Annotated in this window: 13 protein-coding genes and 1 tRNA gene; 11 read left to right on the top strand and 3 right to left on the bottom strand. The window is 43.3% G+C overall.

What is annotated here, in order from left to right; all coding sequences use genetic code 11:
• The first annotated feature begins 317 nt into the window (after positions 1-317).
• From acpS to ribD, 9 genes are all read left to right on the top strand, one after another.
• Entirely contained in the window at positions 318-725 is a 408-nt protein-coding gene (acpS, locus tag V7L97_RS06245) for a holo-ACP synthase (protein ID WP_333654283.1), read from the top strand.
• Between the two features lie 45 nt (positions 726-770).
• The gene (locus V7L97_RS06240; protein WP_333654280.1) at positions 771-1553 is read left to right on the top strand and encodes an electron transfer flavoprotein subunit beta/FixA family protein; all 783 of its coding nucleotides are present in this window, start codon (positions 771-773) and stop codon (positions 1551-1553) included.
• Complete coding sequence (locus tag V7L97_RS06235) at positions 1544-2734, top strand: FAD-binding protein (protein WP_333654278.1); 1191 nt, start codon at positions 1544-1546, stop codon at positions 2732-2734. The genes V7L97_RS06240 and V7L97_RS06235 overlap by 10 nt, the downstream gene beginning before the upstream one ends.
• On the top strand, positions 2734-3663 hold the full coding sequence (fabD, locus tag V7L97_RS06230; protein WP_333654276.1) for an ACP S-malonyltransferase: 930 nt from the start codon (positions 2734-2736) through the stop codon (positions 3661-3663). The genes V7L97_RS06235 and fabD overlap by 1 nt, the downstream gene beginning before the upstream one ends.
• The gene (locus tag V7L97_RS06225; protein ID WP_333654274.1) at positions 3663-3899 is read left to right on the top strand and encodes a hypothetical protein; all 237 of its coding nucleotides are present in this window, start codon (positions 3663-3665) and stop codon (positions 3897-3899) included. Before fabD ends, V7L97_RS06225 begins: the two co-directional genes overlap by 1 nt.
• Positions 3900-4105: 206 nt before the next feature.
• Positions 4106-5032: a malate dehydrogenase gene (mdh, locus tag V7L97_RS06220; protein ID WP_333654273.1), complete on the top strand. Its 927-nt coding sequence runs from the start codon at positions 4106-4108 to the stop codon at positions 5030-5032.
• A gap of 12 nt (positions 5033-5044) precedes the next feature.
• Positions 5045-5458 (top strand): nucleoside-diphosphate kinase, encoded by a 414-nt coding sequence (gene ndk, locus V7L97_RS06215; RefSeq protein ID WP_333654271.1) that lies wholly within the window; start codon positions 5045-5047, stop codon positions 5456-5458.
• Positions 5458-6921 (top strand): menaquinone biosynthesis decarboxylase, encoded by a 1464-nt coding sequence (locus tag V7L97_RS06210; RefSeq protein WP_333654268.1) that lies wholly within the window; start codon positions 5458-5460, stop codon positions 6919-6921. Before ndk ends, V7L97_RS06210 begins: the two co-directional genes overlap by 1 nt.
• Positions 6900-8036: a bifunctional diaminohydroxyphosphoribosylaminopyrimidine deaminase/5-amino-6-(5-phosphoribosylamino)uracil reductase RibD gene (gene ribD, locus V7L97_RS06205; RefSeq protein ID WP_333654266.1), complete on the top strand. Its 1137-nt coding sequence runs from the start codon at positions 6900-6902 to the stop codon at positions 8034-8036. The genes V7L97_RS06210 and ribD overlap by 22 nt, the downstream gene beginning before the upstream one ends.
• Here ribD and V7L97_RS06200 read toward each other — a convergent pair.
• Positions 8020-8589 carry a pyruvate kinase alpha/beta domain-containing protein gene (locus tag V7L97_RS06200; protein ID WP_333654264.1) on the bottom strand — a complete coding sequence of 190 codons (570 nt, stop codon included), beginning with the start codon at positions 8587-8589 and terminating at the stop codon, positions 8020-8022. The two genes, ribD and V7L97_RS06200, sit on opposite strands and share 17 nt — an antisense overlap.
• A 61-nt stretch (positions 8590-8650) precedes the next feature.
• Between V7L97_RS06200 and hemW the strand changes: the two genes are divergently transcribed.
• Complete coding sequence (gene hemW, locus V7L97_RS06195) at positions 8651-9817, top strand: radical SAM family heme chaperone HemW (RefSeq protein ID WP_333654262.1); 1167 nt, start codon at positions 8651-8653, stop codon at positions 9815-9817.
• Here hemW and V7L97_RS06190 read toward each other — a convergent pair.
• Together V7L97_RS06190 and tilS are read right to left on the bottom strand one after the other, a co-directional pair.
• Entirely contained in the window at positions 9771-11186 is a 1416-nt protein-coding gene (locus tag V7L97_RS06190) for a DegQ family serine endoprotease (RefSeq protein WP_333654260.1), read from the bottom strand. The genes hemW and V7L97_RS06190 overlap by 47 nt on opposite strands.
• A gap of 22 nt (positions 11187-11208) precedes the next feature.
• Entirely contained in the window at positions 11209-12594 is a 1386-nt protein-coding gene (tilS, locus tag V7L97_RS06185; protein ID WP_333654259.1) for a tRNA lysidine(34) synthetase TilS, read from the bottom strand.
• A gap of 454 nt (positions 12595-13048) precedes the next feature.
• Between tilS and V7L97_RS06180 the strand changes: the two genes are divergently transcribed.
• A tRNA-Ser gene (locus tag V7L97_RS06180) sits at positions 13049-13141 on the top strand.
• Positions 13142-13190: the final 49 nt, after the last annotated feature.

The following is a 13190-nucleotide window of genomic DNA, read 5'->3' as shown; positions in this document are numbered from 1 at the left end:
ATTTATCATTCGCAGTTTTCTCAATGAAGCTTGCTGAATATCGATTGGTAATTTGGGGCGGCGCTGCGCTGGTATACATTTGTATAGGCTCAGCCTCCTGTTTTATTGCTTTTGTATTTCCCCTAAAACTGTTTAAACTATAGCACATTCGAAGGACTTTTAAAATAAAAAAATCTCATAAAATCAATTACAGTTATTCTTACTATTTCGTATTTTGTGATATTATGGATGAAGAACGAAATGGCGGAAAATGTGGCAAAAATTTCAAAAGTTCCTTCCGCTTGATGAGTGAATGAAGAACGGAGATAATAAAATATATGATTTACGGCATCGGCACTGACATTGTTGAGACAAAGAGAGTAAGAGATGCGGTTGAAAAATGGGGAGAGCGGTTTTTAAAAAAGATATTTACCGAAAATGAAATCTCTTACTGCTATAAAAAGAAAGACCCTTTCCCTCATCTTGCAGTGCGGTTTGCTGCCAAAGAGGCGGTAATTAAGGCATTATCGACTTCAGAGCACAAAGCACAGATCGCTGAAAGAGGACTGAAATTTGCAAACTTAAAAAATATCGAAGTGCTCAATCAGCCCACAGGCAAGCCTTTTATTAATCTATTAGGAAGTCTGAAGGCATCTTTTCATGATAAGTTCCTTATCCATCTCACGCTGACACATGAGCGAAACTATGCAATAGCCACTGTCGTACTTGAAAGAAAAAATTCATAAAAGGTATAATTTCAGGCTTATATCACCGAAAAGGAAGGATATTTCGTGAATATTATTGTCTGCATAAAACAGGTCCCTGACACGGCAGAGGTCAGGATAAATCCTGAGACAAATACCCTGATAAGGGAAGGCGTGCCAAGCATTATAAACCCCTATGATCTGCACGCCATTGAAGCAGCACTCCAGATAAAAGAGAAGACAGGAGCAAAGGTTACCGTAATAACTATGGGGCCTCCGCAAGCAGAAGAAGCCCTGAGAGAGGCAATATCCATGGGTGCTGATGATGTAAGGCTTATCTCTGACAGGGCTTTTGCAGGAGCCGATACATGGGCAACAGCACACGTCCTTTATAAGGCCATTGAGAAATTAGGATACGACATAATCCTATGCGGAAAACAGGCAATAGACGGAGACACCGCACAGGTCGGCCCTGAGGTCGCAGAATTTCTGAATATTCCACACATCGCATACATCAGAAAGATCGAGGATGTCAGCGATAAATCCATAAAGGTTCAGAGACTCATGGATGAAGGATACGATGTTGTTGAATCACCGCTTCCGGTCTTATTGACTGTTGTCAAAGAACTCAACACCCCAAGGCTTCCGTCCCTCAAAGGAAAAATGGCAGCCAAAAAAGCGGTAATCACAAAGATGGATTTGAATGCAATCGGCGCTGAGGCTGAGAATGTCGGACTGAAAGGCTCTCCTACGCAGGTCAAAAACATATTCGCACCGCAGTCAAAGGCTGACAGGAAGATGTTCCATGGAAGCGTGGAAGAGCAGGTGGACACTCTCGTAAGGGAATTAAGGGAGTTGAAATGCATATAGTCGTCAATATAGAGAGATGCACGGGATGCGGCCAGTGCATTGATTCATGTCCATTTACCGCAATCGTTATGCAGGAGGGAAAGGCATTCATTAATGAATACTGCCAGTTCTGCAAGGCATGCATGAACATATGCCCAGAAGGCGCAATAATAGAGATAATGGAAGAGGGAGATATTCAGAAGGCTGATATTTCTGATTACAAAGGCGTATGGGTATTTGCAGAACAGCGTGACGGCATGGTTGCTCCTGTTGCTTATGAGCTCCTCGGTGCAGGCAGGAGACTTGCGGATGAGTTAAAAGCAGAGCTATCTGCTGTTTTATTCGGCTCCAATGAGGATCAGGCAAAAGAGCTTATTAAATGGGGTGCTGATAAGGTTTATCATTGCAAAGATTCTATATTCGAGAAATTTAATGACGAACCGTATTCGCAATTACTCACAAATCTCGTAAAAACACATAAGCCCGAAATAGTCCTTGCAGGCGCTACGCCCATCGGCCGTTCATTCATTCCGAGGGTTGCAGCACGGGTGAGGACAGGCCTGACTGCAGACTGCACAGCATTGGAAATAGACAGGGATTCAGGAAATTTATTACAGATAAGACCTGCCTTCGGCGGAAACATAATGGCTACCATACTCTGCCCGAATCACAGGCCGCAGATAGCAACAGTAAGACCGAGAGTGATGAAGCGCGGCGAATATAATGCAGACAGAAAAGGCGAGATTATCCCTGTATCAGCAGATAACATCGCCTGCAGGACAAAGGTCCTCGAGACAATAAAAGAGGTATCCGAATGCATGGTAAACCTTCAGGAGGCCGATGTCATTGTTGCAGGCGGAAGAGGACTTGGAAAGCCAGATGGATTCAAAATGCTTGAGGAACTTGCAGAAGTGCTTGGTGGAGCAGTAGGTGCATCGAGGGCTGCTGTTGATGAGGGGTGGATTCCTTACAGCCATCAGGTGGGACAGACAGGAAAGACGGTCTGCCCGAAGATATACATAGCATGCGGCATATCGGGTGCTGTGCAGCATCTCGTTGGCATGCAGTCATCGGATATAATTATTGCCATAAATAAAAATCCAGAAGCACCCATATTCAATGTAGCAACCTACGGCATAATTGGAGACGTTTATGAGGTTGTGCCGCTTTTAATCAAGAAGCTCAAAGAGGTAAAGCAATAATGAAAATAGCCTTTGTCTTTCCAGGTCAAGGTTCCCAGAGCATTGGAATGGGCAAAGACCTCTATGACAATTTTGACGAGGTAAAAAGGCTCTACAGCGAGGCATCGGAAATTCTTGGCTATGACGTGGCTGGCTTGAGTTTTAACGGCCCTGCTGAAGAGCTGAATAAGACATTCAGGACACAGCCCTGTTTGCTTGTAGCGAGTATTGCAGCATACAAGGCATTAACTCTGAAAAATATTACCCCATCAGCAGTTGCAGGACACAGCCTCGGTGAGTATTCCGCCCTTGTTGCAGCAGGAAGCATATCATTCAAGGATGCTGTAAGAATAACAGAAATCAGAGGCAGGATAATGCAGGATGCAGTGCCTGAAGGTAAAGGTCTCATGGCTGCAATACTTGGGCTTGATAGAGTTGTTGTGGACGAGATTTGCGGCAAGATAGCGGGATATGTATCTGCTGCCAATTATAATTGTCCGGGACAGATTGTGATTTCAGGCGAAAGGGCAGCGGTTGAAGAAGCCATGAATACGGCTAAAGAAAAGGGGGCAAAAAAGGCATTGCCTCTTGCTGTGAGTGTTCCCTCACACTGCAAGCTGATGGAAGATGCAGGCAGAGAATTTGAAAAGGCATTAAAAGGGATCGAGATAAAGGATGCACAGGTGCATTTTGTAAATAATGTGGAGGCACGGTTTGTTTCAAATGCAGATGAGATAAGGAAATCCCTTGTAATGCAAATGAGCCAGTCGGTTTTATGGGAGGACTGCATAAAGACAATATCTTCGTCCGGCGTAGAAACATTCGTGGAGGTTGGCCCTGGTAAGGTTCTTTCCGGACTGATTAAAAGGATAGATTCTTCTGCAAGGATTTTTAATGTAGAAAACATGGAGACTCTAAATAAAACAGTGCCGGAGATTTCAGGAGTCTAATGATGCTGATCGATGTAAGGGGATTAAAACATCCTGAACACATAAGGGAGTTCAGGAATCACTTTGAAGGCGTCTGTACTGTGCATGAAGATGTCACTGTATATCTGGACGACAGGACAGATGATTTGAAGAAATTCGAGATGTATATCCGTATGTGTAATGGGAAGTATAAGGTTCATAAAGAGAATGGCTATTTAAGGATAAACATATCAGAGCCGTTTAGTATGTGCGGATAAACAATCGTATGCTACAAGGCGAAACTAACTTTTGCAAAATTAATTGGTCCGCAGTGCTTTATGAGAGCTAAAACAGAATATAGAAGTTTTCAAAGGTGTAAATGCAGGGGGCAGTCGTTACTTTGCCACTTAGAGAACCCAGAAATTTTGCTTCAAGTTAGTTTCACCTTGTAGCTTATATGAATAGTAAAGGAGAATAAATTGGGATGAAGAAAAAGGTTTCTGTTATAGGCGCGGGGAATGTGGGCTCATCCCTTGCGCAGATGATTGTCCAGTCTGGAATTGCCGATGTGGTTCTTTTTGATATTGCAGACGGCATACCACAGGGAAAGGCTCTGGATCTTTCGGAGGCATGTCCTCTATGGGGATCTTCGTCTTCCATCATAGGCACAAATGATTATTCGCATACAGAAAATTCCGATGTGATAGTCATTACCGCAGGATTTCCGAGAAAGCCCGGAATGAGCAGAGATGACCTTTTGCATGCGAATGCAAAGGTTGTATCAGAGGTTACTGAAAATACATCAAAGATATCTCCCGATGCAGTGATAATTGTTGTTACAAACCCTATGGATGTTATGGCCCAAGTGAGCATGAAGGTGTCAGGGTTTGATTCGGAAAGGGTCATGGGAATGGGCGGAATTCTCGATTCTGCGAGGTTCAGGACATTTATTGCATGGGAATTGAGCATTTCTCCTGAGGATGTGGAGGCCCTTGTCCTCGGAGGACATGGCGACCTGATGGTTCCTATGCCAAGGTTTACCACAGTAAAAGGCGTACCCATCACAGAACTCATCACCAAAGACAGGATTGATGCACTTGTGGAAAGGACAAGACACGGCGGTGCAGAGATTGTTGCACTTTTAAAGACAAGAAGCGCCTATTATGCGCCTGCTGCTGCAACATATGAGATGGTAAAGGCAGTTTTGTTCGATGAGAAAAGGATGCTGCCCTGCTCTGCATATCTTAATGGCGAATACAGTAAGAACGGCATTTATACTGGCGTGCCTGTGATGCTTGGAAATGGCGGAGTGGAGAAGATTATCGAGCTTAATTTAAATGAGCAGGAGAGGGCGGATTTCGAAAGATCTGTATCAGCAGTAAAATCATTGGTTGAAAAACTAAATTTATAATGGAGGATTTTGATGGAAAGGACATTATCGATTATTAAACCGGATGCAGTAAAGAAGAATGTGATTGGAGAGATTATAAGCAGATTTGAAAAGAACGGCCTGAGGATTGCTGCAATAAAGAAGATATGGATGACAAAGGAAGAGGCTAAGGGCTTTTACATTGTTCATAAGGACAAACCCTTTTATGACAGCCTTACTGATTTCATGTCAGAGGGGCCGATTGTCGTAATGGTTCTTGAGGGAGAGAATGCCATTTCAAAGAACAGGGAGATCATGGGCGCAACAAATCCTGCTAACGCAGCGCCGGGAACAATAAGAAAGGACTTTGCAGAGAATATCGAAAGGAATGCTGTTCATGGTTCTGATACTCCTGAAACAGCAGTATTTGAGACAGGATATTTCTTTTCATCATTAGAGATACTGTAATGGCATATAAGGATTTAAGAGATTTTATTTCAGCCCTTGAGAAAAGGGGACTTCTTCACAGGATAAAGGTTGAGGTTGACCCTATACTCGAGATATCTGAAATCACGGACAGGCAATGCAAAAGTCCTGATGGAGGCAAGGCACTGTTTTTCGAAAAGGTCAAAGGCTCACCGTATCCTGTTGTCACCAATATCTTCGGCTCTTTTGAGAGGATGTGTCTTTCACTTGAGATTAATCACCTCGATGATGTCGGGAAGCGCATCGAAGAACTGCTCAATCAGGCTCCACCAAAGACATTGATGGAAAAACTCGCAATGCTTCCAAAGCTATTTGAATTTTCAAGATGGCTTCCCAAGCATGTCAAGGATGCACCATGCCATGAGGTTATTGAAAAAGACAATCCCGACCTGTCCAAATTCCCTATTATCAAATGCTGGCCTGGAGACGGGCAGCCTACAGACGAGGGAAGGTTTATCACATTTCCCATGGTCTTCACAAAAGACCCTGAGACAGGCAGGCAGAACTGCGGTATGTACAGGATTCACATCTATGACAAAACAACAACAGGAATGCACTGGCATATCCATAAAGATGGAGCAAGGCATTACGACAAATACAAAAAGCTTAATAAAAGAATGCCTGCAGCAATTGCAGTGGGAAGCGACCCTGCTGTTATTTATTCAGCATCTGCACCCCTTCCCGAATCGATAGATGAAATGCTCTTTGCAGGATTTTTAAGGAGAGAGCCAGTTGAGATGGTAAAATGCATCACCTCTGATATCGAGGTCCCTGCAAACAGCGAGCTTGTTATAGAAGGCTATCTTGAGCCCTGCGAGATGCGCATAGAAGGGCCATTCGGAGACCACACAGGCTTTTATTCTGCAGCGGATAATTATCCAGTTTTCCATGTAACCTGCATAACGCATAGAAAGGACATGATATATCCAACAACTATTGTCGGAAAGCCCCCTATGGAAGACTGCTATATGGGCAAGGCAACAGAGCGTATTTTCCTGCCCTTTATTCGTCTTGATTTTCCTGAAATAAAGGATATGAACCTTCCCATGGAAGGCGTGTTCCATAACTGCGCCCTGATTTCCATAAAGAAGAGCTATCCAGGCCATGCGAAGAAGATTATACATGGCTTATGGGGCAAGGGGCAGATGATGTTTTCAAAGCTGCTTGTTATTGTGGATGATGATGTAGATGTCCAGAATATCTCATACACTGCATGGCGTGTTCTAAATAGTGTGGACTGGAAGAGGGATGTTGTTATTGCCGAAGGCCCTCTCGATGACCTTGACCATGCAGCAAACTTTCCCCGATACGGCTCAAAGATGGGCATAGATGCAACAAGGAAAACGAGGGAAGAGGGCATGACGAGGGACTGGCCTGATGAAATATATATGTCCGAGGAAATTAAAAAGATAGTTAACAGCAGATGGAAGGAGTACGGATTTTAGATAAAGATAAGAAATTCATGCAAAGGGCATTGAACCTTGCAGAAAAGGCAAGGGGAATGACAAGCCCCAATCCGATGGTCGGCGCTGTAATTGTCAAAAACGGCAAAGTTATTTCGGAAGACTATCACAAAAAGGCAGGCGAGCCACACGCCGAAGCCCTTGCAATTCTCAAGTCGGGTGAAAAGGCAAAAGGCTCCACCCTTTATGTAACCCTTGAGCCGTGCTGTCATTTGGACAAAAAAACCCCACCGTGTACAAGGGCAATCATAAATTCAGGTATAAAAAAGGTTTTTATTGCTATGAAAGACCCGAATCCAAAGGTTTCGGGAAAGGGTATCGAAGAACTAAGAAAACATGAAATCGAGGTTGTCAGTGGAATATTTGAGGATAAGGCAAAAAAACTTAATGAGGCATACATAAAATACATAACTACGAGAACACCATTTGTTACTTTAAAAACAGCAATGACCCTCGACGGTAAGATCGCAACTCCTGAAGGTCAGTCAAAATGGATAACTGGAGAAAAGGCGAGAAGGATTGTCCACCGGATGAGAAGCAGTGTTGATGCTATTCTTACTGCTGTCGGTACGGTAAAAGCGGATAACCCGGAGCTTACGGTAAGAATGGGTCAAGGGTCAAAGGTCAAGGGTCAAGGGATTAAAAATCCAAAAAGGATTGTTATCGATCCCAATCTTGAAATACCGCTTGACTATAAGATTTTCAACGTGCCGCCAGAGACGATAGTAGTGACAAAAATGGGTCAAGGGTCAAGAGGCAAAGGGCAAGAGTTAATCGATAAAGGCGTAAAAATAATCGAATATGACGACGAGCGTGTGGATTTGAAATGGCTTATGAAAAGGCTTGGAGAGACTGGGATTACATCTGTGATGATAGAAGGAGGCTCATCCCTTAATGCCTATGCCCTCCAGGATGGAATAGTGGATAAAGTGGTATTCTTCATCGCTCCAAGAATTATTGGAGGAAAAGATTCAATCCCTGCCATTGGCGGTAAAACATTCAGAAGACTGGAGAATGCCTTCCGGGTAAGCGACACGAAGATTAAGAGAGTCGGAGATGATCTGATGGTCGAAGGCTATCTTAACCTCTCGGCTTAGCCAGTATCTCGAGAACCCTCAACTCAAGAAACCTCTTTGAAGCAGCGGATCTGATAACAAGCACAGAATCAGCGCCTTTTGCAGTCCCTGCCACTGCAAGGACTTCCTCTCCTTCGGGAATAAGCCCTGCATCAGCAGCCATCATCACGATCTCGCAGCAGACCTTTGGTCCTTCTCCATATCTCCTCAATGACTGTGCAACTATGAGCGTTGGATAAAGGCCGTTGAATTTTGTGGCGAAGGCAGTCTCTATATTATGGGTAATCATTGTGCCTGTATAGACCTTTGCGCCTGTTGACTCTATCTTTTTCCTTATCTCTGAAGGCATTTCAAGGGTATTGGCACCCTTAAAACCTGCTGAATGGGTAACTACTACTATATTTATTCCTGAATCCTTCAATGCCTCTGAAAATAAAAGTCCTGTATCTCCCTCTGTCGATGCGATTACAATATATTTATATTTGCTGTCTTTGATGGCATTTCTTACCACCTGAAGGCATGCCTCTGTATTGTCCTTGCCTGGTTTCTCAAAATACATCACCTTTTTTTCCATTTGCTACCTCCTGTTTGTGTACGAATAAATTAATTATAATAGATTGGAGGTTTCAATACAAATGGTTGGTTATCTTTACATCCACATCCCCTTCTGCATTAAAAAATGCATCTATTGCGATTTCTATTCCATACCTTTTAAATCACAGATTGCAGGGGACTATATTAAGGCGCTGTGCAGGGAGATAGGATTGAGAAAGGATGTTGTTGGCGATCTAACGACTATCTACATCGGCGGGGGCACGCCGACAATCCTCTCCGAAAAAGAGATTGCAGGACTCCTCCAAGCGATGAGAGATAACTATGTAATTGATCCTGATGCCGAGATTACTATTGAAGCCAACCCGCGCACTATTTCTGAAGATAAGGCAAGAAAACTACTCGATTCAGGCATAAATAGGATGAGCATCGGCATACAATCTTTGATCGATAAAGAGCTTATAATCCTGGGCAGAAGCCATAATGCAGAGGATGCCATCAAGGCTGTGAAAAATGTTAGAAGTGCAGGATTTAAAAATATATCCATTGATTTAATCTACGGGATACCTCTTCCAAAATTTCAAATTTCAAATTTCAAATTTCAAATTCAAAACTGGGAATATTCGCTGCAAAAAGCCCTTGAGCTAAGCCCTGAACACATATCTACTTACGAGCTTACACCTGAGAAGGATACACCGTTATACGAAGATATAAAAAGTGGAAGGCTTGCTATGCCTGAAGAAGGAGTCATTTCAGAGATGTATTATAAAGGGATTGACATGTTAAAGAAGCATAGGTATATACATTATGAAATATCCAACCTCTCAAAACCAGGATATGAATGCAGACATAACCTCAATTACTGGAACAGGGGCGAATATCTCGGCATTGGAGCAGGGGCGCACTCTTTTTTTGGTGGGAAGAGAACAGGCAATGCAAGGGATATAAGCCACTATATCGAAAGCATCAATAACAACAAGATGCCGGTTGCAGAGAAACATTATATAACTAATGACGAGGCATTAAAGGAATTTATATTTCTCGGCATGAGAAAGACAGATGGAATCGATATGAAACTTTTGCCTGACAAAAAGAGGGTGTTAATGAAAAAGGCCGTGGAAGAACTCTCATCCCACGGCCTTGTAGAAGTTAAAGGCAATTATTTGAGACTTACCCGAAAAGGACTAATCCTCAGCAACGAGGTTATCGTGCAGGTATTGTTATCACTTGAGGGAAGCCGCCCCTCATAATCCAGAGCAATATGTCCTTGCCCTTCTCTATTTTTGAAACAGTGTCATTGTACTCTTTTATGTTTGTTACGGGTTTTCTGTTGACCTCCATTATTATGTCACCCTTGGCAATAATGCCGAGGGCAGGGCTGTTCTCTTCTATGTTATTGACCAGCACCCCCTTTATCTTTCTTGTGATGCCGAGTTTCTGAAGGATCTCATCTGTCACTTCCTGAACAGATACGCCCCTTAACGAATTCTCGAATTGTGCTGGTGAAACGATCTGCGGTTCTATTGGAAGTTCTGCTATGGTAACTTTTGTAGTTAAAAGATTTCCGTTCCTAATGATTTTTATCTCGACTGTCTTGCCGGGTTTTGTTGCAGCAACCATATTTTTAAAGTGGAATGGGTTGTCTGTCTTTTTGCCGTCATATGATATTATGACATCATATTTTTTAAGGCCTCCCTTGTCTGCCGGGCCTCCCTCCACAACGTCCACAAGCAGCACACCGCTTTCGTCTTTGAGGCCAAGCTGTTTTACAAGCTCAGGTGTGAGCGGCTGTATCTGGACACCGAGCCAGCCCCTTACAACCCTTCCCTGATTGATGATGCTGTCCATCACATTTTTCACCATGCCCGAGGGTATGGCAAATCCTATGCCCTGATAGCCTCCGCTTGTGCTGAATATGGCTGTATTAATGCCTATCAGTTCTCCTTTGATATTTACAAGGGCACCGCCTGAGTTGCCTGGATTTATAGCTGCATCGGTCTGGATAAAATCCTCGTAATCAGTTATGCCGATGCCTGACCTTCCGAGGGCACTTATGATCCCCATGGTTATTGTCTGGCTTAAACCATAGGGATTGCCTACTGCCAGCACAACCTCTCCGACCCTTAACTTATCGGAATCTCCCCATGGGACAGTGGGAAGGTTGGTTTCATTTATTTTGATAATAGCAATATCCGTTCTGGAATCCATTCCTATGGGTCTTCCCTTATACTCTTTGCCGTCTGACAATTTCACTATGATGTCTTCGGCGCCTTCTATCACATGGTTATTGGTAAGTATATAACCATCGGGTGTTGCAATCACGCCCGAGCCTAAATTTGTTACTTTTCTCTTTTGTGGTCCCGGGTCTCCAAAGAACCTTCTGAAAAGAGGGTCATCAAAGAAAGGATGACGCTGTGTTTTTACAGTTCGTGATGTCGATATGTTTACGACAGCAGGCTTTACACGCTCTGCGACCTTTGACATAGCCTCACCGAATTTCGTAAGTATCTCCGTGGATTCCTTGCCCGGTGTGTCTGCCAGTATTACCGACGGCAGCAGTAAACATAGGAATAGGATTATGACGGTTATTTTCTTTGATATTCTATGATCATTTACCATTGTCTTTAATTACCTCCGCAATCTAAATTTTTAGTGGCTTTACTTCAAATTTTAAAACTCTTTTGGTATCTTTATCAACCCTGTATCTTTCGTCCAGTCTATAACCTATTACCCACACGATATTATTGCCGGAGATGAGCAGTGGAACCGCATCCCGTTCATCCCTCGGTATTTTCTCATCAACAAAGTAGTCCTGCAGTTTCTTCTTTTTTCCAAATCCAAGCGGATAAAAGAAATCTCCCTGAAGCCGCCCCCTTATTGTCATTGGGAAATGAACCTTATCCGCGTCTATGACGGCAAATTTTTGCGCATCTCCATAATCTTTTACCTCGTCAACGCCCATAATTGCTGAATGAAGGACCATGGATGATTCCTTCACTATAGTTTCACCTGGACTGTCTATAACATAGACACCAAGCTTTGTTGGCTTTTCGGATGTAATGATAATGGTAGAATACCCTTTTATGACCCGTATATCTTTAGGCAGATATATCCTGTCCCCTGATTTGCCCGACTTTATCAGGGACATTATTTCTTCGACATGAATGAAACCGATTCCGTGAAGCCCCTTAGTCTCATCGATGGCCCTCCTTAAAACCCTTCTCAACATCACCGTATCCATTGCCTCCAGAGGGCCAAGGAAAAGCTCGATTGCATTGTCGGTCTTTCTCGTTATGAGCTTCATAAGGGTCTTTGTCACGAGTATCTCAAAATACCTCTCTTCGTCCCTGAAAATATCCGCAGTCCTCGAAAGGGTTTTTACAACATCCATGTTTATCTTTTTAGCTGCAGGGATAATGAGATGTCTTATTTTGTTACGGAAGTATTCTTGCTTGAGATTTGATGAATCGATTACAAAGCCTATCCCTTCGGTTTCAAGAAAGTTTTCTATGTCGCTTTTTTCTATCTCAATAAGGGGTCTTATTATGTGTTTTCTCACAGGCGGTATGCCGGAAAGTCCTGAAGTACCGGCGCCTCTTAAAAGCCGCATTATTATTGTCTCTGCCTGATCATCCGCATTATGCCCGAGGGCGATTTTGTTTGCAGCCTTCTCGATGGCGATTTCATCAAGGGCCTTGTAACGCAGTTCCCTTGCTGCTTCCTGCTTGTTTACCTTTTTTTCTTTCATATAGGACTTTACATCAATAGGTCTTGTTGTAAAAGGTATGTCCATGGAACTGCATATATCTCTGCACAATTCTATCTCATAGGGAATTTCATCAGGCCTTAATCCATGGTCTATATAAGCTGCGGATATATGGATGCCGAATTCCGGTTTGAGCTTATGAAGGATTGTGAGCAGGCACACTGAATCAGGGCCTCCGGAAAGCCCCACAAGGACGTGATCTCCCTGAATCAGCATGTGATATTTATTAATGGTTTCCCTGACTTTTTTGATGATCTCCATTTGTTTATTATACTCTAAATCTATCGATAAGGATGGGTCTCTGGAGTGAATAAGGTCGGTGCCGGACTCTGAAGCTGCATCTACAATGGCCCTTGTCAGGATAGCCGTCCAGCAACGCGGTGCTGATTTTTACATTTAGTGGTTTCAAGATATCAATCGTTGAATCCAGTATCCGTGGTGCTATTTCCTGCTTTATCTGTTTGAGCTTTGCGTAATACGACTCTCTGTCGTCTTTGAAGGGGACATGAGATATAACGTTAATACAAGAATTTCATCATCCCGCGAGAGGTTAAATCGTGATAAGAACATGGCAGCACCTTCGGAGTATACGGAACCGTCTGTTGCAAGCAATATTTTCATATGTCACCTCCAACGGCTTTCTTAAGCTAAGCATATCACACCATGCTTTGCTTTACAATTTTGCATTCGAGTTGATATTATGATTAGAATTTTTGGAGAGGTGGCCGAGTTGGTCGAAGGCAGCCGCCTGCTAAGCGGTTGTGGGGGTAACACCTCACCCAGGGTTCGAATCCCTGCCTCTCCGCCAGAATTATAAGTAATAAGTGAGAAGTAAAAAGTAAGAAGTAAAAAATAAA

This window comes from Dissulfurispira sp., from assembly GCF_036745535.1.
Classification (GTDB): Bacteria; Nitrospirota; Thermodesulfovibrionia; order Thermodesulfovibrionales; family Dissulfurispiraceae; genus Dissulfurispira.
The sequence above is the reverse complement of the archived record's forward strand: the minus strand, read 5'-3'. Positions and strand labels throughout refer to the sequence as shown.

Coding starts and splice junctions, on each gene's coding strand:
- V7L97_RS06210 (WP_333654268.1), top strand. CDS start 5,458: ATGGCATATAAGGATTTAAGAGATTTTATTTCAGCCCTTGAGAAAAGG.
- hemW (WP_333654262.1), top strand. CDS start 8,651: ATGGTTGGTTATCTTTACATCCACATCCCCTTCTGCATTAAAAAATGC.
- mdh (WP_333654273.1), top strand. CDS start 4,106: ATGAAGAAAAAGGTTTCTGTTATAGGCGCGGGGAATGTGGGCTCATCC.
- V7L97_RS06190 (WP_333654260.1), bottom strand. CDS start 11,186: ATGGTAAATGATCATAGAATATCAAAGAAAATAACCGTCATAATCCTA.
- V7L97_RS06235 (WP_333654278.1), top strand. CDS start 1,544: ATGCATATAGTCGTCAATATAGAGAGATGCACGGGATGCGGCCAGTGC.
- acpS (WP_333654283.1), top strand. CDS start 318: ATGATTTACGGCATCGGCACTGACATTGTTGAGACAAAGAGAGTAAGA.
- V7L97_RS06225 (WP_333654274.1), top strand. CDS start 3,663: ATGATGCTGATCGATGTAAGGGGATTAAAACATCCTGAACACATAAGG.
- ndk (WP_333654271.1), top strand. CDS start 5,045: ATGGAAAGGACATTATCGATTATTAAACCGGATGCAGTAAAGAAGAAT.
- ribD (WP_333654266.1), top strand. CDS start 6,900: ATGGAAGGAGTACGGATTTTAGATAAAGATAAGAAATTCATGCAAAGG.
- V7L97_RS06200 (WP_333654264.1), bottom strand. CDS start 8,589: ATGGAAAAAAAGGTGATGTATTTTGAGAAACCAGGCAAGGACAATACA.
- tilS (WP_333654259.1), bottom strand. CDS start 12,594: ATGGAGATCATCAAAAAAGTCAGGGAAACCATTAATAAATATCACATG.
- fabD (WP_333654276.1), top strand. CDS start 2,734: ATGAAAATAGCCTTTGTCTTTCCAGGTCAAGGTTCCCAGAGCATTGGA.